The organism is Delftia deserti (assembly GCF_042653485.1).
Lineage (GTDB): Bacteria > Pseudomonadota > Gammaproteobacteria > Burkholderiales > Burkholderiaceae_C > Comamonas > Comamonas acidovorans.
Genome location: NZ_JBHSIH010000001.1, coordinates 5,432,895 through 5,454,286, shown reverse-complemented (window position 1 = coordinate 5,454,286; position 21,392 = coordinate 5,432,895). Strand labels below are relative to the sequence as shown.

Genomic DNA, 21,392 nt, shown 5'->3' with positions numbered 1-21,392 from the left:
GGGCTTTTTCGTCTTGGCAGCCTGAGCGGGAACCCCCGCAAGAATCAGCGCAGAGCCGGAAGGCTGGAACGCAGTGCCTGCACCGCACCGCCGCCGAAAGCCGCGCCGAAACGCTTGGCCAGGCGCTCGGCCACGTTGTCGCGGCGTGTGTAATCCACCACCTCTTCCGCCTTGACCACTTCACGGGCCACGTAGTCAAGACTGCCCAGCTTGTCGGCCAGGCCCATCTCCACCGCCTGCTGGCCGGTCCAGAACAGGCCGCTGAAAGTCTCGGGCGTCTCATGCAGGCGGTCACCACGGCCAGCCTTGACCACGTTGATGAACTGCGAGTGGATCTGGCCCAGCATCTTGTGGGCATGTTCGCGCTGCCCTTCGGACATGGGGCTGAACGGGTCCAGGAAACCCTTGTTCTCGCCAGCCGTCAGCAGGCGGCGCTCCACGCCGAGCTTTTCCATGGCGCCGGTGAAGCCGAAGCCATCCATGAGCACGCCGATGCTGCCCACGATGCTGGCCTTGTCCACAAAGATCTCATCGGCAGCGGCGGCAATGTAGTAGGCAGCCGAGGCGCAGGTTTCTTCCACCACGGCATACAGGGGCTTGTCGTACTTGCCCTTGAGCCGCACGATTTCGTCATTGATGATGCCGGCCTGCACAGGGCTGCCGCCCGGCGAGTTGATCAGCAGCACCACGGCGCGCGAGCCCGAGTCCTCGAAGGCACTGCGCATGGCGGCCACCACGAATTCCGCGCTGGCGTCGGCACCTGCGGCGATCTCGCCCTTGACCTCGACCACGGCCGTGTGCGGGGAGGAACTGGTCGTGGTCGCCGTGTCCTTGGCAAACAGCACCCACAGCACCACGAGGATGAGCGCCGTCCACAGCAGGCGGCCGAAGAGGCGCCAGCGGCGCGAGGCACGCTGCTCGTTGATGGTGGCGAAGACCAGCTTTTCCAGCACATCCCGCTCCCAGCCGCTCGATGCCGCCGCGCGCGCATCGGCAGCCGCCGCGGCGGGCGTGGCCCGGGCCCACAGGTCCGCACCCGGGGATGGGTGCGATGCGGAGCCAGGATTTTCCGGAGGTATGGGGGAAGTCATGTCAGAACTCGACGGGTTTCAGGTTATCGGCAGTATGCCAGTGCACCAACCCCGCGCTTTCGCTCAGGGAGATTTTCACAAGGCCGCCACGGCAGGGCCCGCCGGCGCAGGCGCCGCTGTCGGGCGCGTAGGCCGCTCCATGGGTGGCGCACAGCAGCCAGCGCCCGGTGTCATCGAAAAAGCGGTCCGGCTGGTAGTCCATCTCCATGGCCACATGGGTGCAGCGATTCAGATAGGCATGCACCCGTCCCTCGAAGCGGATGGCGAATGCGCGGCAGGAATGACCCGCATAGACCACATCGAAGGGCACGGCATTCGCCCCCTCCTGCAGGGCCTCACTGGCGCACAGAACAATGCTCTCAACAGTCACCGGCGCACCTCACAAGCATGAATCCCCGCGCTGACGCGGGCATGACGATTCAGCCATGGGCCAGCAGCCACCGATGCAAATCCGCAACACTCTGCGCCACATGCAACGGCTCCAGCACGCCAAAGCCGCCGGTGGGATGCGCGCCATAGCCCACACCCACGCTGGCACAGCCGGCATTGCGCGCCAGCTCCAGGTCATGGGTGGTGTCGCCGATCATCAGCACGTGCGCGGGCTCCACCCCGAATTCGGCCATCAACTCCTGCAGCATCAGCGGATTCGGCTTGCCGGCGGTCTCGTCCGCCGTGCGCGAGCTGTCGAACATGCCGCGCAGCTGCGGGTCCTGCAGCGCATCGTTGAGACCACGCCGGCTCTTGCCCGTGGCCACGGCCAGCAGGTGCCCTCGCTCGCGCAGCGCCGCCAGCATGGGCAGCACGCCGGCGAACAGGCTGATGTCGTCCTGGTGCCTGATGAAGTGGTGGCGGTAGCGGTTGCCCAGCTCGGGGTATTTCTCGGGCGGCACATCGGGCGCTGCACGCGCCAATGCGGGCATCAGCGCCATGCCGATCACATAGGACGCCGCCTCATCGCTGGGAGGCGTGCCCCCCACATCGGCCACGGCCGCCTGAATGCACTTGACGATCACGGCCGTGGAGTCCGACAGCGTGCCATCCCAGTCGAAGGCAATGAGATCGAAGCGGCGCGCACGGTGCATCTCGGAAGAACCAGGATTTGTCATATCTACAAGGAGTCAGAGCCAGCGTCAGCCGGCGAAACGGGCCAGTTCTTCGGGAAGCTCGGCGCGCAGCTCCACCCGCTCGCCACTGGCCGGGTGGGTGAACTGTAGCCGCCATGCATGCAGGAACATGCGTTTGAGCCCCTGTTTCTGCAGGCGTCGGTTCAGGTCGAAGTCGCCATATTTGTCATCGCCCGCAATCGGGTGCCCCTGGCTGGACAGGTGCACGCGGATCTGGTGCGTGCGCCCGGTCTTGATGGTCACCTCCAGCAGGCTCATGGCCGGCAGTCCCAGCAGGGGCTGGGGCGCCAGCGTGCTGCGAACGCGCACCAGCGTGACGGAGCGCATGCCGTCAGGATCATCGGCCGTGGTCACCCGCACGCGGCGTTCGCCGTCGGCCTGCAGGTATTTGTGCAGCGGCAGGTCAATCACCTTGTGGTTGGCCGGCCAGGTGCCCTGGACCAGGGCCAGATAGGTCTTGCCGGTCTCGCGCTCGCGGAACTGGTCCTGCAGGTGCGTCAGCGCCGAGCGCTTCTTGGCCACCAGCAAGATGCCGGATGTCTCGCGGTCGAGCCGATGCACCAGCTCCAGAAAACGGCTTTGCGGCCGCGCCTGGCGAAGTTGCTCGATGACACCAAAACTCACACCCGAGCCGCCATGCACGGCCACACCGGCGGGCTTGTCGATGGCGATCAGGTGCTCGTCTTCCAGCAGGCTGGGGAAATCCCTGGCTGGCGCTGGCCGCTCGGCCTTTTCGGCGATTTTCTCGGAAACGCGCACGGGCGGTATGCGGACGATGTCGCCGGTCGAAACGCGGGTTTCCGCACTGACGCGCCCTTTGTTGATGCGCACTTCTCCACTGCGGATGATGCGATAGACATGGGTCTTGGGAACGCCCTTGAGATGGCGTATGAGAAAGTTGTCCAAGCGCTGTCCGGCCGAATCGTCATCGACTTCGATCAGCCGCACTGCGGCAGTGGCTGCGTTCAGGGAACGGTCGTCTGCCGGTTTGCCCTCTATAATGTGTTTCACCTGTGCCGAACTATTTATAAGTGGTTGATTCTCATGGAGTTTAGTCCAAACAACCATTTCCCCGCACAGGCAGGTCGATGCCATCCGGTGTCATGCACGCGAAACAGCAGGAAAAGATGGCCTGCGAAGTTCGTCGTTGCATCGGTTGTGGCTGACGAATTGAAACACTGATACGGAATCTCAAGCTGGCAGAAGGGGTCGGACCCGGCGTCCACCGCTGCCAGCGGATCAAAAGCGAGCATGTGGATCTTTTGGGCATGGATGGTCACGCTGTGGAGCAGGAAAACGCCTGCGCCCAGGATCATTGCCGCCCCCAAGCCTCCCGCCTGCCCCGCACGTGCAGCAGCTTCGCTTGAAGCTGGACGGCGTGCCTCTCTCATCGCTCTCGTCCCCCTGCCCTTGCCCCCATTGCTGACTTGAGCCAGGTCTCAAGCATCAAGGCATCCGGCGATTCCTTTCGTTTCGACGCGTCAGTCCGGCATCTCGGCTCCCTCGCGAGCCTGTCTTTGATTACAAGTCAAAGGCGTGACGGTCTGGCAGCAGAGGCTGCACTCCGGCGCGCCCCAGAGAAAACGAATAAAGGAAACGCATCATGAAACGGATGCTCATCAACGCCACGCAGTCGGAAGAACGTCGCCTTGCCATCGTCGATGGCCAGAAGCTGCTCGACTACGAAATCGAAATCGAAGGGCGCGAGCAGCGCAAGGGCAACATCTACAAGGCCGTGGTCACGCGCGTGGAGCCCAGCCTCGAGGCCTGCTTCGTCGATTACGGCGAGGACCGCCACGGCTTCCTGCCCTTCAAGGAAATCTCCAAGCAGTATTTCGCCGAAGGCGTCTCCCCCAGCCAGGCCCGCATCAACGAAGTCATCCGCGAAGGCCAGGAACTGATCGTCCAGGTCGAGAAGGAAGAGCGCGGCAACAAGGGCGCGGCCCTGACCACCTTCATCTCGCTGGCCGGCCGCTACGTGGTGCTGATGCCCAACAACCCGCGCGGCGGTGGCGTCTCGCGCCGCATCGAGGGCGAGGACCGCGCCGAACTCAAGGAGGCGATGGACCAGCTTGAGTACCCCAAGGGCATGTCCATCATTGCGCGCACCGCCGGCATCGGCCGCACCGCGCCCGAACTGCAGTGGGACCTGAACTACCTGCTCAAGCTGTGGAACGCCATCGACGGCGCCGCCAAGTCGGCCAAGGGCGCCTTCCTGATCTACCAGGAATCGAGCCTGGTGATCCGCGCCATCCGCGACTACTTCAACGGCGACATCGGCGACATCCTCATCGACACCGACGACATCTACGAGCAGGCGCAGCAGTTCATGCAGCACGTCATGCCCGAGCATGCCGCCCGCGTCAAACGCTACCGTGACGACGCCCCGCTGTTCAGCCGCTTCCAGATCGAGCACCAGATCGAATCGGCCTACGCGCGCACCGTGACCCTGCCCTCGGGCGGCGCCATCGTCATCGACCACACCGAAGCGCTGGTCTCCATCGACGTGAACTCGGCCCGCGCCATCAAGGGCGGCGATATCGAGGAAACCGCCACCCGCACCAACCTGGAAGCCGCCGACGAAGTCGCGCGCCAGATGCGCCTGCGTGACCTGGGCGGGCTGATCGTCATCGACTTCATCGACATGGAGGAGAGCAAGAACCGCCGCGAGGTCGAGAACCGCCTGCGCGACGCGCTGCGCCAGGACCGTGCCCGCGTGCAGTTCGGCACCATCAGCAAGTTCGGCCTCATGGAAATGAGCCGCCAGCGCCTCAAGCCCGCCCTGTCCGAAGGCGCGCACATCAACTGCCCGCGCTGCGGTGGCTCCGGCCACGTGCGTGACACGGAAAGCTCGGCGCTGCAGATCCTGCGCATCATCCAGGAAGAGTCCATGAAGGACAACACGGCCGCCGTGCACTGCCAGGTGCCCGTGGAAGTGGCCAGCTTCCTGCTCAACGAAAAGCGCGGCGAGATCACCAAGATCGAACTCAAGCAGCGCGTCAACGTGATCATGGTCCCCAACAAGTCCATGGACACGCCGCACTACAAGCTCGAGCGCCTCAAGCACGACGACGCGCGCCTGGAAAGCATGGAAGCCAGCTACAAGCTGGCCGAGGAGCTGGACGCGGAAACCACGGTGACGCGCCGCTCGCAGGAGCCCACCAACAAGCAGACGCCCATGATCAAGGGCGTGCTGCCCGACATGCCGGCCCCCATCGCCGAGCCCCGTCCCGAAGGCAGCCGCAACCGCCCGGCCAACGGCCAGCAGCGCGATGCCAAGCCTGCGGCAACCGCTGCAGCGCCCGCACCGGCCGTCGCCCCCGTCGTGGTCCGCGAGCAAGGCTTCTTTGCCTGGCTCAAGAGCCTGTTCGGCTTTGGCGCGGCACCTGCGCCGGTCGCAGCGCCCGCTCCGGCCGCCGAAGCCCCCGCTCGCGAAGCACGCCGTGATGGCCGCAACGACAACCGTGGCCGCCGCAACGAACGCAATGGCGAGCGTGGCGAGCGCGCGGAGCGCAATGGCGAGCGTGCTGGCGCCCCCAATGCCGAACGCCAGGCTGGCAACGGCGACCGCAACCGCCGCAATGCCGAGCGTGGTGAGCGCACTGAACGCGGTGAACGCCCGGAGCGTGGAGAGCGCCCGGATCGCGGCGAACGCGGTGAGCGCGCCGACCGCGGCGAACGCCGTGGCCGTGGCGAACGCAGCCGTGACGGTGAAAGCCGCCAGCCGCTGGAAGCCGTGAACGCCGTGGCCGCTGTCGCCGCCGATGGCAGCACCATCGAACAGCGTCCCGAGCGCGCCCCGCGTGGCGAGCGCCAGGAGCGCGGTGAAGGCCGCCGCGAGCGTGGTGAACGTGGTGAACGCGCCGAACGCAGCGAGCGCCAGCCCCGCCAGTTCGAAGTCGCTCCCGAGACCGAAGAGAACCTGGACAACCAGGCCCAGCAACAGGACCCGTCCCTGGACAACGCTGCCCCCGCCTCCGGCGAAGAGCAGCCGCGCCAGCGCCGTTCGCGCGACCGCTATGGCCGTGACCGCCGCGAGCGTGGCGATCGCGGTGACCGTGCAGAGCGCGCACCGCGCGAAGCGGAAGGCGAAGCCGTCCAGTCCTTTGAAGCCGCCGCTCCCGAGCAGGACCAGCCTGCCCGCCGCAGCTACTTCAACGCAGCCAGCCCTGCCGCCGAAGCCCAGGCTCCTGAAGCCATGGCCGAAGCGCAAGTGCCTGCGCAGCCCGCAGCAGCTGCAGCAGCCCAAGCGGTGCAGCAACCCGTCGCGGCCCCCGCACCCGAGCAGCAGATTGCCGCTCCCGTGGCTGCGGTGACCCCCGCGCCGGTCGCACCCGCCCCCGTGGTGGCACCCGTGGCAGCACCTGCACCCGTGGCCGCACCTGCCGCAGTGGCAGTCGAGCCCGCAGCAGCCAAGGCCGTTGAAGCAACCGCCGAACGCGGCCTGCCCAAGGTCCAGGCCTACCAGTTGCCCATGTCCGAGCTGCAGGCATTGGCCGCTGCTTCGGGTCTGCAATGGGTGGGCTCCGACGCCGACAAGGTGGCAGCAGCCCAGGCGGCCATCGCCGCCGAACCGCAGCCCGAGCGCGTCGTGCGCGAGCGTCCGCCCGTGGTCGTTCTGGATGACGGCCCGCTGATCCTCGTGGAAACACGCAAGGACCTCAGCGAGCTGCAGCTGCCGTTCGAGCAGCAGCCGCCGCAGACACAGGGCGCTGCCCACGTCTGATCGCAGACGGTGACAACACAGGGGCCCTCGCGGCCCCTGTTTGTTTCTGCGGTCGCCCTCACCTCACGTCTTTCGACCCTCTCTTTCCAGGAGCCTCCGTCCGCCATGCTGTTGCTGCTCTCCCCTGCCAAATCGCTGGACTACGACACGCCACTGCCCCCGAAACTGCCGCACACGCTGCCCGCCTTCTCCGAACAGCCGCTGGAGCTGATCGAAGTGCTGCGCCGCCAATCGCCCCAGCAACTGTCGGAACTCATGGGCATCAGCGACAAGCTGGCCGCACTCAACGTGGCGCGCTACGAGGCCTTCAGCCCGCGCTTCACGGCCACCAATGCCCGTCAGGCGCTGCTGGCATTCAACGGCGATGTCTACGAGGGCCTGCAGGCTCGCAGCCTGGATGCCGAGGACCTGGACTGGGCCCAGCAGCACCTGGCCATCCTCAGCGGCCTGTACGGCGTGCTGCGCCCGCTGGACCGCATGCAGCCCTACCGCCTGGAAATGGGCACGCGGCTGGAAACCGAGCACGGCAGCAATCTCTACCAGTTCTGGGGCAGTCGCATTGCCGAGCACCTGAACCAGCGCGCGGCCCGGCAGCCGGCTGGCGAACGCGTCATCGTCAACCTGGCTTCGCAGGAATACTTCAAATCGGTAGACTTGAAGCACCTCAAGCCCCCGGTGGTGGAATGCGCATTCGAGGATTACAAGAACGGCGCCTACAAGATCATCAGCTTCCATGCCAAACGTGCGCGTGGGCTGATGGCACGATTTGCCATACAACGACGCGCTCGCAGCGCGGCTGAACTCGAAGCCTTCGATCTGGAAGGCTACGCGTTGGCGCCAGCTTCCTCGACGCCAGCGCGCCTGGTGTTCCGTCGCAAGACCGCTGACTGAGCCTCGCCGGCCACCAGCCGGCCCCGGCCTCGATGCCTTTGGAGTCCATTCACTGCGGCAAGGGCCGCACTGCACGCCATGAGCCTCAAATCCTCACCAGATTCCCAGACCGCCGCGCAGGACCTGCCCGTGGGTCTCACACCTGAACTCATGCAATGGGTGCGCGACCAGCGCGCATCCGGCATAGGGCCTGCGGTCCTGCTGCGCTCCATGCGCGACGTGGGCTGGAGCGAAGAGCTGGCAAGGCGGGCGCTGGACCTGCCCGAACAGGGCGATGCGGCGCCACCGGCCCTCGTCGTCTCGGCCTCGAGCCTGCCCGAACCGGACCTTGCCCAGGACCCCAGCAGCATCGATGTCGGCGACCGCCAGGTCCAGGTGCTGGTCAGCATGCGCAACCCGCGCATCGTGGTCTTCGGCAACCTGCTCTCGCACGAGGAGTGCGATGCCATCATCGCTGCCGCGCGCCCGCGCATGGCGCGCTCGCTCACGGTGGCCACGCAAAGCGGCGGTGAAGAGATCAATGACGACCGAACCAGCAACGGCATGTTCTTCCAGCGCGGAGAAACCGGCATCGTCAGCCAGCTGGAAGAACGCATCGCCCGCCTGTTGCGCTGGCCGCTGGACCATGGCGAAGGCCTGCAGGTGCTGCACTACGGCCCTGGCGCCGAATACAAGCCCCACCACGACTACTTCGCGCCCGGCGAACCCGGCACGCCCACCATCCTCAAGCGAGGCGGCCAGCGCGTGGGCACCCTGGTCATCTACCTGAACGAGCCCGAGCGCGGCGGCGCAACCATCTTCCCCGAAGTGCCGCTGCAAGTCGTGCCGCGCCGGGGCAATGCCGTCTTCTTCAGCTATGAGCGCCCCGACCCCTCCACACGCACCCTGCACGGCGGCGCGCCCGTGCTGGCCGGCGAGAAATGGATCGCCACCAAATGGCTGCGCGAGCGCGAATTCCACTGAAGAGCCAGCGAACCCGGGTGCACCGACCCTTATTGACCTTATATGGCCACCCATGCCTGCGGGCATGGAAATTCAGTTAGCTTCAGGGCCTTGGTCCACGCGCCCCGCGCGGACCACCCAGGCCAGACCAGCGCCGGCACGGCCGGCCCCCTTCCATGAACACTCCCGAACAATCCCAGCTGGGCAAAAGCTCCGCCTACATCGACCAGTACGACTCCTCGCTGCTGTTTCCCCTGCCGCGTGCGCCCAAGCGCGAAGAACTCGGCCTGCAGGGCAGCCAGATGCCCTTCTTCGGCGCCGACCTGTGGACGGCCTTCGAGCTGTCCTGGCTCAACCTGCGCGGCAAGCCCCAGGTAGCGCTCGTGCATTTCACGATTCCCTGCGAGACCCCCAATCTCATCGAAAGCAAGTCGTTCAAGCTCTACCTCAACAGCTTCAACAACACCCGCCTGGCCGACGCTGCCGAGGTCCAGGCACGCCTGCGCACCGACCTGGCCGAAGCGCTGTGGCGCGGCAGCGAGCAAAAGGGAAGCATCGGCGTGAAGATCATCGGCCTGGACCGCTTCGACCAGGAAATGGTGCAGGAGCTCGACGGCCTGCTGCTGGACCGGCTGGACGTGGAATGCACACAGTACCAGCCCGCCCCCGAGCTGCTGCGCGCCAACCATGAAGAAGGCCCCGTCACCGAAACCCTGGTCAGCCATCTGCTCAAGAGCAACTGCCTGGTCACGGGCCAGCCCGACTGGGGCAGCGTGCAGATCCGCTACAGCGGCGCGCAGATCGACCAGGAAGGCCTGCTGCAGTACCTGGTGAGCTTTCGCAACCACAACGAATTCCATGAGCAATGCGTAGAGCGCATCTTCATGGACATCTGGACCCGCTGCCAGCCCATCAAGCTCTCGGTCTACGCACGCTACACGCGCCGTGGCGGCCTGGACATCAACCCGTTCCGCACCAGCCATCCTGGCGCCTTGCCGGCCAACGTGCGCTCGGCGCGGCAGTAAAAGAGGCGGCCGGCCATCCTCAGGCCGGCCGTCATTTCAAACTTTTCACCGGCATGCCGACGCCGCAGCGGCATGCCCGCACTCCTGCCCATCGAGCCCCGCGCCCAGGCTCCTGTCGGCGGCCCGCACCTGAATTCTGAAAAATAGGAATCGTCCTACATCGATTCAGATTGACTTTTCAGATCACCCTATTTGGGCCTATTTCGCCTCGATTTATCTGACACGGATGGATCGTCGAAAACACGGAATTCAATAAATAGCCTGCTATTGAAATGTCAGCAAACAATCTCCACCGATGCATTCAGAAACATCGTTAGGAGTTGTCTTATAGACATGCGAGAAAAAAATTCATAGGCTTGGCGACACAAGAAATGACTTTGGGGCGCAGTGAATCGCCACCTGAAAGTCAGGCATATGCAGCACCTTTTTACTGCCAATGCCCCACGCAGAACTGTCCTGGCGCACAGCGCCAAAGCGGCAGTCAACCGCCAACCTTGAGGGAGAGACCATCAATGCATCGATTTCATTCTGCGCCTTGACGCAGTGCGCTGATGCCAAGGCCCTGTGCCTGGGCCCAGCTTATTCCCTGCGCATGCGCAATTCGGAAGAACCGCCAGCTACCGCCCTGGTGCCCGCTTCCGCCTGAATTGCGTTTTCCCTTTTCCCCGTTTTCCGTGATGCACGGCTGCAGCCCTGCGTCTGTCTACTCACGTCCCTACAGATTTATTCCACCAGCCCAGGAGCTTTTGCATGACCACCTTCAATACCTCGCCGCAATCTCGCAGGCAACGCGGCCAAGGCATGACCGAATACATCATCATCGTGGCCCTGATTGGTGTCGCAGCAATCGCCGTATATCAATACTTCGGCGAAACCATCCGCGCCCAGACTTCCGGTATTGCCAATGAAGTGGCCGGCAAGTCAGCCAAGACGGCCATCCAGGCGGCAGGCGCTGCGGCCGGCAATGCCGATGGAGAGCGCAAGGAAAAGGGCCTCGACGCCTACGAGAACAAGTAAGCGGGCCTGCCCATGTGCACCATCACCACCCTGCGTGGCGGTCGAATACGGAGGCGGGGCGGGCAACGCGGGCAGGCATTGATCTACGGCATCTTTGTCCTGATCGGTGCACTGGCCTCGCTGTTCTTTCTGTTCAACACCGGCCAGCTCTCCCAGGAAAAAACCAAGCTCGTCAGCACGGCCGATGCCGTGGCCTACAGCGCCGGCGTGATGCACGCGCGGGCGATGAATTTCACGGCCTACGGCAATCGCGCCCTGATCGCCAACGAGGTGCTGGTGGCGCAGATGGTGAGCCTGTCCTCGTGGGCGCAATACGCACAGACCCACGCGGAGAACCTGCCCACGCAGTTTCCCGAATGTGCTGACTACACCGGTTGGGGCGCATTGATCGGTGCTGCATTCCACTACAACGAGATGTACGCGATCATGTGCTACGCCACCGTGCAGTACGCGGGCCAGTACATCCAGCAGATGGCCAAGATGGTGCCGTCGCTGGCATTCGATACGGTCACAGCCGTGGAGGCCAACAAACAGGCAATACAGAAGGCGCACAACCTGCTGCACGCCCGCTCCTACCTGCAGGACATACGCAGCAGTGTGATGAAGGACGTGGCCCAGGCCAACTACGCGGGCGATGGCAGCGTAAAGGTGGAGCCCATAGGCCCCGGTGCCGCCGTAGCGCTGACCGACGACCTTGGTGGCTTCACCCAAAGCTACAGCGGCAAGGACCGAGGCCGCATGGCCAAACTGGCTGTGTATGCGGCGCATAGCGACAGATTCACCAAGGAGCGTGTCTGGACGGCCGAGGCAGAAGTGCCTGGCCCAGACGAAATCTGCATCCTCATGTGGCGCAAAAGCGAGGTGCGTCGACGCGGCGGTACCGAACTTGTCAACTACGACGAGTGGATCGCCGAAGACACCGAGTCCTTCTGGCGCGCCCAGCGAAGGGGCGGGCTCATTCCACGCTGCCGGCTCAGGGAGGAGCCCATCGCCTGGGGCGAACAGCAGGCCCACCCCGACGACCTGGACCAGGATGACTCGTCCGCCTGGCTCGGAGGCTCCCGCAACAACAGAAGGGCCTCTGCCAGAGCATCCTCCGCGCACTGGACCCACTACACCGGCCTGCCCAGCTACTACGACCTGAGCCAGCTGCAACCGGACAAGGACGACCCCACGTTGCGGTTCAGTGTGCGCCTGTCGCGGGCGCGCAGCGAATTGCGCACCTCCCATGGCGCCAGCGAAATAAGCGGCACGCCGGACAGCCGCATCAACGCCTATCAGAGCCAGGTCGCCAAAGGCGAAATGGTGGCCGTTGCCACGTCCGAAGTGTTCTTCGAGCGTCCTCTGGCTCAGCGTCAGAACCGCTATGGCGCAAGCCAGGGTCTCCCCCTGGAGCTGCCCAGCCTGTTCAACCCGTATTGGCAGGTGCGCCTGATCCACTCCCAACCCGATGTACTTGGCCAGCAGATGCGCCAGGGAGGGCTGATCCCATGAACCTCCTGAACCGCGCCCGCTACCCAAGGCGGCAGGCAGGCCAGGCCCTGGTCGAATTCCTGGCCATGGCGGCGCCCCTGCTGGGCCTGTTCCTGCTGATGCCCATGATCGGCAAGTATCAGGACATTGCCCATGCCACCCAGATGGCCAGCCGCTATGCGGCCTTCGATGCAACGGTACACAACGAAGCGGCGGGCAGCTACAAGCTGCCTACACAACTGGCAGCCGAAGTGCGCAGGCGCTACTTCAGCCGACCCGACGCACCCATCAAGACGGACGACGCGGCAGGCGACTTCGACGCACACCGCAATCCGCTGTGGACGGACCCCGCAGGCAATCCGCTGATCCCGCGCTTTTCAGACATTTCGGTCAGCTTTGGAGAAAGCCAGTCCACAGCGCACAGAGATGCCTTCACGGCCAGCCCAGACGGCGTACCCTTCAGCATAGTGCCTCTGGCGAACCACGGACGCATCGGGTTGAACGCCCCAGGCATCTACCGCGCCAACATCTCCGTGCCACTGGCCAACCTGCCCGCAGGCATCCAAAGCTACACCCCCTTCGACCAACTGGACCTGCGCGTCACACGCCACACCAGCGTGCTCATCGAGCCTTGGGCCTCGCGCTCCGTGGAGCAGACCATGGACCGGTTCGGCCGGCTGGCGCCGCTCAACAGCCTGTTCTCCCCGGTGGAGACGCTGCTGGATGTGGCCATACCGGTCTTCGAGTTGATGGAGGTGCCGGTCCCAAAGTTCGGACGCCTGGACAAGTGGCAGGACATTGTTCCGGCAGACAGGCTCAGGGCCGAATGATGACAACGGCTCGCATGCTCCGTTCCATCTGCCTGGGCCTGCTGACGCCAGGGCTCACCCATGCCTTTGCGCAGGCCAACTGGCCCGAGATCCCGCTGCCCGAACATGCCAGGAGCTACCACATCGGCCAGCAGATGGACCTGGACGGCCTGCCCATGCGGCTGACCGGCTTCGCCATACGTAGCACACCCAGGCAGACCGGCGACTGGTTTGTGCGCACCCTGGGCCAGCCCCTGATGGACGACCAGCGCGATGGCCAGCGCATTCTGGGCCGCGCCCAGGGCGAGCACTACGTCACCATCCGACTGGAGCCCACCCCCGACGGCGGCGCGCGCGGCCTTGTCGCTGTCACCCACCTGCGCGCAGCCTTGAGCGGCAAGGCCCGCAGCCAGGAGGAAAGAGCCCGATGGCGGAGCCTGCTGCCAGCTGGAACCGAGATCGCCAGCCTGCTGAACACCCAGGACGGTGGCCAGCTGTCCACCCATCTCATTGCCACGAACAGGCACGGCGAGGCGCTCAATGCGCAACGCCTCACTGCGGCGCTGCAAGAGCAGGGCTATGCACTGGAACGCCGCTTCGACGCCGCCACAGACACCAAGGCCCACGCGTTCGGCTCTGAGAACGGCGCCATCACGGTGCTGATGCGCGGCCCGGGCAAAGAGGCGACGGCCGTCATTTCCCGCAATGCGCTGGGCCTCACCAGCATCGTTCTCGTCACCAGCGTGGCGGTGGAGACCACGCCATGAAGCTTGCCCATCGCCTGCGCGGCCAGTCCTCGGTGGAGTACGCCGTGGTCTGCGCGGCCCTGGCCTTCGCGCTGGGCGTCGGCATGGTGGACAGCAACAGCGTGCTGCACCAGTTGCTGCTCGCCCTGCAGGCTGCCTACCAGAAGTTCAGCTTCGCCCTCTCCCTGCCCATTTGACCCGTCAGCCATGAACTCCGCACTCGCCCGAATCACCGCCCTGCGTCCCAACAAAACCTGGATCGCCCTTGGCATGGCACTTGCGATCGGCCTGGGCGCCGCCGTGATCGCACGCGGCTACCTGAACAGCCAGATGCAAGCCATAGAAGCGCGCGGGAAAAGCAAAACCCGGCCGCTGATCGTGGCCAAACGCGATCTCAGGAAGGGCGATCCCATCTCCAAGGAGACCGTTGCCGTGCGCGACGTTCCCCACGACTACGCGCACTCGCTGGCCATCGGCCCCGAGGATTTTTCCCGCATTGCAGGCCGCGCGCTGGCGCATGGCATGCAGCACGGCGACATCCTGCTGTGGAACCTGCTCGAAGGCGACAAGGTGCCGACCTTCTCGGCCCGCATCGAAGTAGGGCGGCGCGCCATCACCGTGCACGTGGACGAGATCAACTCCATCTCCGGCCTGCTGGAGCCGGGGGATGCCATCGACCTGATGCTCACCCTGGATCAGAAAGGCCGCAAGACCACCTTTCCACTGCTGCAGAACGTCCAGGTCATGGCCACCGGCCAGCGGTCCGTGGATGACCCCAGAAGCGGTGAGCGGCGCCAGTACTCCACGGTCACGCTGGACACCTCCCAGGCGCAGGCCCGGAGCGTGATCATCGCGCGCGAGGCGGGAAAGATCACCGCCTTGCTGCGCAACCCCAAGGACTCGGAGGTTGTCGAAGAAGACAGCGCTGCCATGGCCGCCCTGCTGGGCCTGGCAGGCGATGTTCAGTCCCCGATTCAGACAGCGGGCGCAGCGCAATCGCCGGACCGAGCCGTTCCCGTGCTCTATGGCGGACGCCGCATGGACTTCAAGCCCGAAGACCTGCTGCTGCGCCAGGACAAGGCCCACGATGCCGGCGAAGGCCCGCCCGAGGCAGCCGCAGCCCCCACGCCTGTTCAACCGGCTCCGCAAGCCGCACTGCAACCAGGCCAAGCTCCTCTTTTCCCTGCGTCCTTCCCGATGCAGCCAGGCGCGTTGCCTCGCTGATGGCGCCTCACCTGCTCCTGCCTTTTTCATCGCTCCATGCGCCTGATCCCAATGTCCATCCGTTCAGCCCACCCTGCATCCCTGTCCGCCTGCTCCAGTCCAACGCCCTTTCTCCATGCCCTGCGTTGCGGCTTCGTCCTGGCCCTGGGATGGGGTCTAGCTGGCCCCGCAACAGCCCAGACTCCAGAGGATTCAGCAGGCTCTGAGCAGTCCCTCGGCATGCCGGGTGGATTCGCCCCCGTGCTGCAGGGCGTACCCAGCCGCGAGGCAGCGGCGGGCCAACCGTACCGCCCCATACAGAAACCGGACGACCAAGCTCAGGTGCCGGAAATCGAGATGTTTGTGGGCGAATCGCGCGTCTTCCCCAGCCCCGGCGTGGCGCGTATTGCCGTGGGCAATGGCCGGGTGCTGACGGCCGCCGCGCTTGACGAGCGCGAGGTCATCATCTTCGCCAACGAGGTCGGCACTTCCTCGCTGTTCGTGTGGAACGCCGACGGCCGCTACCAGCGCGTCAAGATCAACGTGGTTCGAGGCGACACCAGCCGCCATGCGCGCGAGATCGCCGCCTTCCTCAGCACCATCCCCAACGCGCGGGCCTCCATCATCGGCGACAAGGTCGTGGTCGAAGGGGACCATCTCAGCGATGTCGATCTCAAGAAGATCGAAGACCTCAGAAAGCACTACCCGCAGATCATCAACTTCACCAACCAGATCGGCTGGGAGCAGATGGTGCTCATGGACGTGAAGGTGGTCGAATTCCCGGTCAATGAGCTGCGCGAATTCGGCTTGCGCTGGACCTCCCAGGGCGGGGCCAGCATGGGAGGCATCTGGGCACCCGTGCGACACGGCAGTCAGCCCGGTCTGGTCATCGGCGTCCAGAACCCGCCGATTACCCCGGACAGCGGTGACACAGTCTCGCTGCCCCGGGGCCTGAACATCCTCACTGCCGTCAACATGGGCCTTACCGCAAGGCTGGACCTGCTGGCCCGCGACGGAAAGGCCAGCATTCTGGCCCAGCCCCAGCTGTCGGCGCGCAATGGCTCCAAGGCCGAATTCCTGGCCGGTGGCGAGTATCCGTACTCCGTGGCCACGATCTACGGCCCCATGGTCATGTTCAAGCCCTACGGCATCAAGCTGCGCATCACGCCGCGCGTGGACCGCAACGGCGTCATCAGGGCCGAGATCGACAGCGAGGTCAGCAACATCGACCCATCGTTCTCCACGCCCTCGGGGCCCGGGTTGAGCACTCGGCGCACCTTCACCGAATTCAACGTCCAGGACGGCGAGACCATGGTGCTGGCCGGCTTGCTGTCACGCAAGGGTGGCGACAACGTCGACAAGGTCCCCTTCCTGGGAGACCTGCCCGTGCTGGGTGCTCTGTTCCGGTCCCAGCGATTCCAGAACGAAGAGACCGAATTGGTGGTCTTCGTCACGCCCACGGTAATCAACAGCCGCTCGCCGGGCCTGCTGCAGCGCGTGGACGACGCCAGCGCACGCCTGAGCCAGCGCTACGGTCCCCAGCCCTACCTGACCGAACCCGGCCCTGCGCCCGAGCATCCTCCCCGGCTGGCGCCCTTGCCCGTGGCCAGCGCAAGCGCAAGCATCGCGGCGCCTGTGCAGGAACTCCCCGCGCCAGTGCGGCCCCTGCCTTCACCGGCCACCGCGACCCAGCCCGACCACTGGCCCGCCCTGCCGCACACCGGCAACCCGCTGGCCTCCGCGGCAGCAGCGGACAAGCCGCTGGTCAACCACTGGCGCGTGGTGCATGACGGGCTGGCCTTGCATGCCGAACCTAGGGCGCAAAGCGACACCCTGCTGCAACTGGGCCAAGGCAGTTTCGTGCGTGCCGCACCCGGTTCATCTGCCGACCACAACCCGTACTCCGGCTGGCGCGCGGTGGCGGTTGCAGCCCTGTCGGGCTGGGTACGCGATGAAAGCCTGCAGCCGGTCGCGCACGTTCCCGGCATGAAGCCCGCACCCGACGGACCCCATGCGCGCCAGGCGCGGCAAGGCCGGGCTCTCACGCCCCATGAATCCGGCGCCGCCACGGGCCACTCCGCACCAGGCATCTACCGCGTGGGCCTTGATGGGCTGGCCCTTCGCGTGTCCCCCGACATCAACGCCCCCGTCCTCCAGAACCTGCCCGTGGGCAGCCTTGTGCAAGTGCTACCCCAGGCCCCGCAGGCCCAGTTCTCGGCCGTGCGCATTGATGACCGGCTGGGCTGGGCCGAGACCCAGTGGCTTTCACCCCTGACCTCCGCAACCGGCAGCCCCCAATGATCGACCTTGAAATCATCCACCCCGACGGCCGGCGCCAGCCGTTGAGCGTGCCCGATATGTGCTCCATCGGCAAAGGCTCCCAGTGCGAAGTCCGCCTGGACAACTGGCGCCTTGCCAAGGAGCATGCACGCCTTTTCACCAGCCCCTCGGGCGTGCTGATCGACGACGCAGGCAGCTTCGTCGGCGTGCTGGTCAACGGTCAGCGCATCACCGCCCAATACGGCCCGCTGCAAAACGGCGACCTCATCGGCATTGGCCCGTTCCAGTTGCGCATCCTGAACAGCGGTGAAGAGCCGCAAGCCGCGCCTTTTCCTGTACCGGCCGCAGCGCATGCCGCCACCACAGCGCCCATGCAGAGCACACAGGACACGGCGCTGGCAGTGCCTGCCGACGAGCCCGAGCCTGCGGCAGCCGAGCCCGGGGACGCCCACTTGCAGGCGTTGGAGTTCGAATGGCGCAAGCGCCTGCACATCAAGCTCATCGACACCATGGACCTGCGCCGCCATGACGTCTCCAGCATGTCCGACGAACACCTGCGCGCCGAGGCGGACCGGCTCATCGCCAGAACGCTGCAGGACATGGACGACGAGATACCGGCCCAGCTGGACCGCAACGCGCTGCGCAGGCAGGTACTGGACGAGGCCGTGGGACTGGGCCCACTGGAGGAATTGCTGGCCGATGACTCTGTCAGCGAAATCATGGTCAACCGCTTCGACGAAATCTATGTCGAGCGCGCAGGCCGCCTGCAAAAACACGCCCTGACCTTCACCAGTGATCGCGCCGTCATGGGCGTGATCGAACGCATCGTGGCACCGCTGGGCCGGCGCATCGACGAGTCCTCGCCCATGGTCGATGCACGGCTCAAGGACGGCTCGCGCGTCAACGCCATCATCGCGCCGCTCGCGCTCAAGGGCTCCACACTGACCATCCGCAAGTTCGCCAGGCGCAAGCTCAACGCCGCCGACCTTGTGCAGTTCGGCGCGCTCAGCCCGGCCATGGCCGACTTTCTGCGCATCTGCGTGGAGGCCCGCAAGAACATCATCGTCTCGGGCGGCACGGGGTCTGGCAAGACCACGCTGCTCAACATCCTGTCCAACTTCATCCCGTCCGGCGAACGCGTGATCACCGTCGAGGATGCCGCCGAACTCAAGCTGGCCCACGAGCACCTGATCAGCCTGGAGTCGCGCCCCGCGAATGTCGAAGGCAAGGGCGGCGTGCCCATCCGCGAACTGGTGCGCAACACCCTGCGCATGCGCCCGGACCGCATCGTGGTCGGCGAATGCCGCGGCGCCGAGGCGCTGGACATGCTCCAGGCCATGAACACGGGCCATGAGGGATCTCTGACCACGCTGCACGCCAACACCCCGCGCGACGGGCTCGCCCGGCTGGAGACCATGGTGCTGATGGCCGGTATGGAACTGCCCTTGGCGGCCATACGCGAGCAGATCGCCAGCGCCGTGGACATCATCGTGCAGCAGACCCGCTTTGCCTGCGGCACACGCCTGGTCACCCACATCTGCGAAGTCAGCGGCATGGAAAGCGGAAAGATCCAGCTGCAGGAGCTGTTCCGCTTTGCCAACAAAGGCTATGGAGCGCAGGCCAACGGCCTGACCAAGGTGCAGGGCCTGTTCACCGGCTGCGACGTCGTTCCCCACTTCTACGACGAACTGCGCGCCAGCGGACATGCGCTGGACCTGGACATCTTCCGTCCGGGCTCCGAGAGCGCGGACCTGCACGCCGGAGAGCGGCCATGAGCGGGCTCTCGCCAGACACCGTCCTGGCCCTGATCACGGCCGTGGTTGCCCTCTCCGTCGGTCTGCTGACATGGCTGGCCTTGGACCTGGGTGGCTCCACGCTCAAGCGCTACCGGGCCGGCTTCACGGAGCGCGCCGGCTTTCAGGCCGCGGAATTCTTTCTCTTCATCGACCCGCGCAAACTCTTCCTGGCCAATCTGGCAGTCATGTCGCTGGGCGGCGTCCTGGTGTGGCTGGTCAGCGGCAGCCATCTGCTGGCTGTGCCTGCCTTCTTCGCGCTGGGGCTGCTGCCCCGGCTGCTGTACCGGCACATGCGCAAGCGCCGGCTGCGCAAGTTTGAAGAGCAGTTGCCCGATGCGCTGATGATGCTCAGCGGCGGCCTGCGCGCCGGCATTGGCCTGAGCAGCGCCATCGCCCAGCTTGTGGCCGAGTCCCGCCCGCCGCTGAGCCAGGAGTTCTCGCTGATGCTGCGCGAGCAGCGCCTGGGCGTATCCCTGGAACAGGCACTCAATCACCTGAGCCTGCGTGTGCCCACCCAGAGCACCGTGCTCATCACCTCGGCCATGCGCATCGCCAGCGAAACCGGAGGCGGCCTGGCCGAGACCATGGAACGCACGGCCTCCACCGTGCGCAGCCGGCTGCAAATGGAAGCCAAGATCGGCTCCCTCACCGCCCAGGGAAAACTGCAGGCCTGGGTCGTTGGCGCCCTGCCCCTCGTCCTCATGCTCATCCTCGACCGGATGGAGCCGCAAGCCATGTCCATGCTCTGGCACTCCCGCGTGGGCTGGGGGGCGCTGGCCGTGATCGCCTGCTTCGAGGCCATGGGCATCTATGTCATCCGAAAGATCGTCGCCATCGACGTCTGAAGGCCGCACCATGGACTCCAACACCGTGATACTCGCCCTGATCGCTGTGGCAGCCGGACTCAGTGCTGCCCTGGTGGCCTGGCTCCTGGGCCACTCGATGAGCAACGTTCCCGCCGAGGACCGCAGCTACAAGGATCCGCCACCACTGGCCCTGCGCATGGTCTGGTGGCCCATCCAGTGGATCAGCCACCACCTGTCGCCCCTGCTCGGAACGGGCAGGACCGCGCAATCCGTGCAACTGCGGTTGCGACAGGCGGGACTGGACTACGCGCTCAGTCCTGCGCAGTTCATTGCCAGCCGCATCGTCGGCGCCGGGGTGGCCGCGCTGGCGGCCTGGTGGCTCGTCTCCAGCTTCGACGGCCTGCCCCGGCGCGCCGATGGCGGCGCACGCCACATCGCCCTGTCCATCTATCTGCAGGCCATGGCCGCAGGTGCACTGCTGGGCTGGGCCTACCCCGCCATCTGGCTCAGGGATCGCATCGCCGTGCGCCGGCGCGAACTGCTGCGCATGCTGCCCTTCTTCCTGGACATCATCACGCTGTGCGTGGAAGCCGGCCTGAACATGCAGGGCGCCATGACCCAGGCCGTGGCCAAAGGCCCCCAGGGACTGGTGCGCGACGAATTCCAGCGCGTGCTGCGCGATATACGCGCCGGCAAGGCGCGTGCCGAAGCACTGCGCGGCATGGCCGAGCGCCTGAACGAACCGAGCGTCGCCAACTTCACCTCCGCCGTGATCCAGGCAGAGAGCATGGGCATGAACCTCGGCCCCGTGCTGCGGGCACAGGCTGATCAGCGCCGCTCCGAACGCTTCATGCGCGCGGAAAAACTCGCGATGGAAGCGCCCGTGAAGATGCTGTTTCCGCTGATCGCCTTCATCTTTCCCTGCACCTTCATCGTCTTGCTGTTCCCCATAGCGATGAAGCTGTTGAACTCGGGACTGTGATGCAGATGCCGCCCTCCCCCTTCCTGGTGCGCCAGGCCTGCGGCTTCTGGCAGCGCCTTGCCGGCCTCATGGGCCAGGCCCAACCCGCCGCCCGCTGCGCATTGCTCATCGCGCGCTGCACCAGCGTGCACACCTGCTTCATGCGGCAGGCCATCGACATCGTCTACCTCGACCGGCAGGGCCGCATCACCGGCCTGCGTCCAGGCGTTGCGCCCTGGCGCTTCAGCCGGGGCGGACGCGGCAGCAGGCACGTGCTGGAGATGTGCGCCGGAACCATCGCCCGCCAGGGGCTGGCACCGGGCATGCAACTGCGGCCCTGGCCCATAGAAGGCGCTCGCGCTGCATTGACCGTCTGCCTCTTCGGCCCAGGCGGACCCATGTCATAGCGCAACGACAAGGAGATACCCGGACAACGCAATTGCCAAGACGCCAACCGACGCGCAACACCCTCAGGCCCCATTCGACCTTCCTTCATGGCTTA

The 21,392-nt window shown here is 65.6% G+C and carries 20 protein-coding genes; 15 read left to right on the top strand and 5 right to left on the bottom strand.

From position 1 onward, the window contains the following. Positions 1 to 44: 44 nt before the first annotated feature. Genes ACFPFG_RS25780 through ACFPFG_RS25760 form a run of 5 tightly spaced genes read right to left on the bottom strand, consistent with a single transcriptional unit; the run spans position 45 to position 3,606 of the window. Complete coding sequence (locus tag ACFPFG_RS25780) at positions 45 to 1,091, bottom strand: S49 family peptidase (RefSeq protein ID WP_183019854.1); 1,047 nt, start codon at positions 1,089 to 1,091, stop codon at positions 45 to 47. Between the two features lies 1 nt (position 1,092). Continuing rightward, a complete protein-coding gene (locus ACFPFG_RS25775) occupies positions 1,093 to 1,461 on the bottom strand; it encodes a Rieske (2Fe-2S) protein (protein WP_183019855.1) in 369 nt (122 codons plus the stop codon). Positions 1,462 to 1,510: 49 nt separating this feature from the next. After that, positions 1,511 to 2,197 (bottom strand): HAD family hydrolase, encoded by a 687-nt coding sequence (locus ACFPFG_RS25770; protein WP_183019856.1) that lies wholly within the window; start codon positions 2,195 to 2,197, stop codon positions 1,511 to 1,513. Between the two features lie 24 nt (positions 2,198 to 2,221). Beyond that, a complete protein-coding gene (locus ACFPFG_RS25765) occupies positions 2,222 to 3,283 on the bottom strand; it encodes an RluA family pseudouridine synthase (protein WP_183019857.1) in 1,062 nt (353 codons plus the stop codon). Next, on the bottom strand, positions 3,241 to 3,606 hold the full coding sequence (locus ACFPFG_RS25760; protein WP_224986162.1) for a hypothetical protein: 366 nt from the start codon (positions 3,604 to 3,606) through the stop codon (positions 3,241 to 3,243). Before ACFPFG_RS25760 ends, ACFPFG_RS25765 begins: the two co-directional genes overlap by 43 nt. 212 nt (positions 3,607 to 3,818) lie before the next feature. Here ACFPFG_RS25760 and ACFPFG_RS25755 point away from each other — a divergent pair, with 212 nt between their 5' ends. From ACFPFG_RS25755 to ACFPFG_RS25685, 15 genes are all read left to right on the top strand, one after another. Then, a complete protein-coding gene (locus tag ACFPFG_RS25755; RefSeq protein ID WP_183019858.1) occupies positions 3,819 to 6,941 on the top strand; it encodes an Rne/Rng family ribonuclease in 3,123 nt (1,040 codons plus the stop codon). 105 nt (positions 6,942 to 7,046) lie between these two features. Then, positions 7,047 to 7,832, top strand: coding sequence for a peroxide stress protein YaaA (yaaA, locus tag ACFPFG_RS25750; protein WP_183019859.1), 786 nt, complete (start codon positions 7,047 to 7,049; stop codon positions 7,830 to 7,832). Between the two features lie 78 nt (positions 7,833 to 7,910). Further along, on the top strand, positions 7,911 to 8,795 hold the full coding sequence (locus tag ACFPFG_RS25745; protein WP_183019860.1) for a 2OG-Fe(II) oxygenase: 885 nt from the start codon (positions 7,911 to 7,913) through the stop codon (positions 8,793 to 8,795). Positions 8,796 to 8,950: 155 nt separating this feature from the next. After that, positions 8,951 to 9,799: an NADPH-dependent 7-cyano-7-deazaguanine reductase QueF gene (queF, locus tag ACFPFG_RS25740; RefSeq protein ID WP_183019861.1), complete on the top strand. Its 849-nt coding sequence runs from the start codon at positions 8,951 to 8,953 to the stop codon at positions 9,797 to 9,799. Positions 9,800 to 10,549: 750 nt separating this feature from the next. Then, complete coding sequence (locus tag ACFPFG_RS25735; RefSeq protein WP_183019862.1) at positions 10,550 to 10,816, top strand: Flp family type IVb pilin; 267 nt, start codon at positions 10,550 to 10,552, stop codon at positions 10,814 to 10,816. A 12-nt stretch (positions 10,817 to 10,828) separates the two neighbouring features. Continuing rightward, complete coding sequence (locus tag ACFPFG_RS25730; protein WP_183019863.1) at positions 10,829 to 12,310, top strand: pilus assembly protein TadG-related protein; 1,482 nt, start codon at positions 10,829 to 10,831, stop codon at positions 12,308 to 12,310. Continuing rightward, on the top strand, positions 12,307 to 13,119 hold the full coding sequence (locus ACFPFG_RS25725; RefSeq protein WP_183019864.1) for a TadE/TadG family type IV pilus assembly protein: 813 nt from the start codon (positions 12,307 to 12,309) through the stop codon (positions 13,117 to 13,119). The genes ACFPFG_RS25730 and ACFPFG_RS25725 overlap by 4 nt, the downstream gene beginning before the upstream one ends. 14 nt (positions 13,120 to 13,133) lie before the next feature. Next, positions 13,134 to 13,865 (top strand): hypothetical protein, encoded by a 732-nt coding sequence (locus ACFPFG_RS25720; protein WP_259649225.1) that lies wholly within the window; start codon positions 13,134 to 13,136, stop codon positions 13,863 to 13,865. Further along, positions 13,862 to 14,041 (top strand): hypothetical protein, encoded by a 180-nt coding sequence (locus tag ACFPFG_RS25715; protein WP_016447814.1) that lies wholly within the window; start codon positions 13,862 to 13,864, stop codon positions 14,039 to 14,041. The genes ACFPFG_RS25720 and ACFPFG_RS25715 overlap by 4 nt, the downstream gene beginning before the upstream one ends. A gap of 73 nt (positions 14,042 to 14,114) precedes the next feature. After that, the gene (cpaB, locus tag ACFPFG_RS25710) at positions 14,115 to 15,068 is read left to right on the top strand and encodes a Flp pilus assembly protein CpaB (RefSeq protein WP_259649226.1); all 954 of its coding nucleotides are present in this window, start codon (positions 14,115 to 14,117) and stop codon (positions 15,066 to 15,068) included. Between the two features lie 219 nt (positions 15,069 to 15,287). After that, entirely contained in the window at positions 15,288 to 17,348 is a 2,061-nt protein-coding gene (locus tag ACFPFG_RS25705; RefSeq protein WP_259649227.1) for a pilus assembly protein N-terminal domain-containing protein, read from the top strand. After that, on the top strand, positions 17,345 to 19,102 hold the full coding sequence (locus ACFPFG_RS25700; protein WP_380108794.1) for an ATPase, T2SS/T4P/T4SS family: 1,758 nt from the start codon (positions 17,345 to 17,347) through the stop codon (positions 19,100 to 19,102). Before ACFPFG_RS25705 ends, ACFPFG_RS25700 begins: the two co-directional genes overlap by 4 nt. Beyond that, complete coding sequence (locus ACFPFG_RS25695; RefSeq protein ID WP_197955384.1) at positions 19,099 to 19,968, top strand: type II secretion system F family protein; 870 nt, start codon at positions 19,099 to 19,101, stop codon at positions 19,966 to 19,968. The genes ACFPFG_RS25700 and ACFPFG_RS25695 overlap by 4 nt, the downstream gene beginning before the upstream one ends. Positions 19,969 to 19,978: 10 nt before the next feature. Then, positions 19,979 to 20,911, top strand: coding sequence for a type II secretion system F family protein (locus ACFPFG_RS25690; protein ID WP_380108792.1), 933 nt, complete (start codon positions 19,979 to 19,981; stop codon positions 20,909 to 20,911). Positions 20,912 to 20,916: 5 nt separating this feature from the next. Continuing rightward, positions 20,917 to 21,297, top strand: a complete 381-nt coding sequence (locus tag ACFPFG_RS25685) for a DUF192 domain-containing protein (protein ID WP_380108790.1) — start codon at positions 20,917 to 20,919, stop codon at positions 21,295 to 21,297. Positions 21,298 to 21,392: the final 95 nt, after the last annotated feature.

Excerpts from the sequence above, each read along its gene's own strand:
- ACFPFG_RS25780 (WP_183019854.1), bottom strand. The coding sequence starts at position 1,091 with ATGACTTCCCCCATACCTCCGGAAAATCCTGGCTCCGCATCGCACCCA.
- ACFPFG_RS25770 (WP_183019856.1), bottom strand. The coding sequence starts at position 2,197 with ATGACAAATCCTGGTTCTTCCGAGATGCACCGTGCGCGCCGCTTCGAT.
- ACFPFG_RS25765 (WP_183019857.1), bottom strand. The coding sequence starts at position 3,283 with ATGGTTGTTTGGACTAAACTCCATGAGAATCAACCACTTATAAATAGT.
- ACFPFG_RS25760 (WP_224986162.1), bottom strand. The coding sequence starts at position 3,606 with ATGAGAGAGGCACGCCGTCCAGCTTCAAGCGAAGCTGCTGCACGTGCG.
- ACFPFG_RS25755 (WP_183019858.1), top strand. The coding sequence starts at position 3,819 with ATGAAACGGATGCTCATCAACGCCACGCAGTCGGAAGAACGTCGCCTT.
- yaaA (WP_183019859.1), top strand. The coding sequence starts at position 7,047 with ATGCTGTTGCTGCTCTCCCCTGCCAAATCGCTGGACTACGACACGCCA.
- ACFPFG_RS25745 (WP_183019860.1), top strand. The coding sequence starts at position 7,911 with ATGAGCCTCAAATCCTCACCAGATTCCCAGACCGCCGCGCAGGACCTG.
- queF (WP_183019861.1), top strand. The coding sequence starts at position 8,951 with ATGAACACTCCCGAACAATCCCAGCTGGGCAAAAGCTCCGCCTACATC.
- ACFPFG_RS25735 (WP_183019862.1), top strand. The coding sequence starts at position 10,550 with ATGACCACCTTCAATACCTCGCCGCAATCTCGCAGGCAACGCGGCCAA.
- ACFPFG_RS25730 (WP_183019863.1), top strand. The coding sequence starts at position 10,829 with ATGTGCACCATCACCACCCTGCGTGGCGGTCGAATACGGAGGCGGGGC.
- ACFPFG_RS25725 (WP_183019864.1), top strand. The coding sequence starts at position 12,307 with ATGAACCTCCTGAACCGCGCCCGCTACCCAAGGCGGCAGGCAGGCCAG.
- ACFPFG_RS25720 (WP_259649225.1), top strand. The coding sequence starts at position 13,134 with ATGCTCCGTTCCATCTGCCTGGGCCTGCTGACGCCAGGGCTCACCCAT.
- ACFPFG_RS25715 (WP_016447814.1), top strand. The coding sequence starts at position 13,862 with ATGAAGCTTGCCCATCGCCTGCGCGGCCAGTCCTCGGTGGAGTACGCC.
- cpaB (WP_259649226.1), top strand. The coding sequence starts at position 14,115 with ATGGCACTTGCGATCGGCCTGGGCGCCGCCGTGATCGCACGCGGCTAC.
- ACFPFG_RS25705 (WP_259649227.1), top strand. The coding sequence starts at position 15,288 with ATGCCGGGTGGATTCGCCCCCGTGCTGCAGGGCGTACCCAGCCGCGAG.
- ACFPFG_RS25700 (WP_380108794.1), top strand. The coding sequence starts at position 17,345 with ATGATCGACCTTGAAATCATCCACCCCGACGGCCGGCGCCAGCCGTTG.
- ACFPFG_RS25695 (WP_197955384.1), top strand. The coding sequence starts at position 19,099 with ATGAGCGGGCTCTCGCCAGACACCGTCCTGGCCCTGATCACGGCCGTG.
- ACFPFG_RS25690 (WP_380108792.1), top strand. The coding sequence starts at position 19,979 with ATGGACTCCAACACCGTGATACTCGCCCTGATCGCTGTGGCAGCCGGA.
- ACFPFG_RS25685 (WP_380108790.1), top strand. The coding sequence starts at position 20,917 with ATGCCGCCCTCCCCCTTCCTGGTGCGCCAGGCCTGCGGCTTCTGGCAG.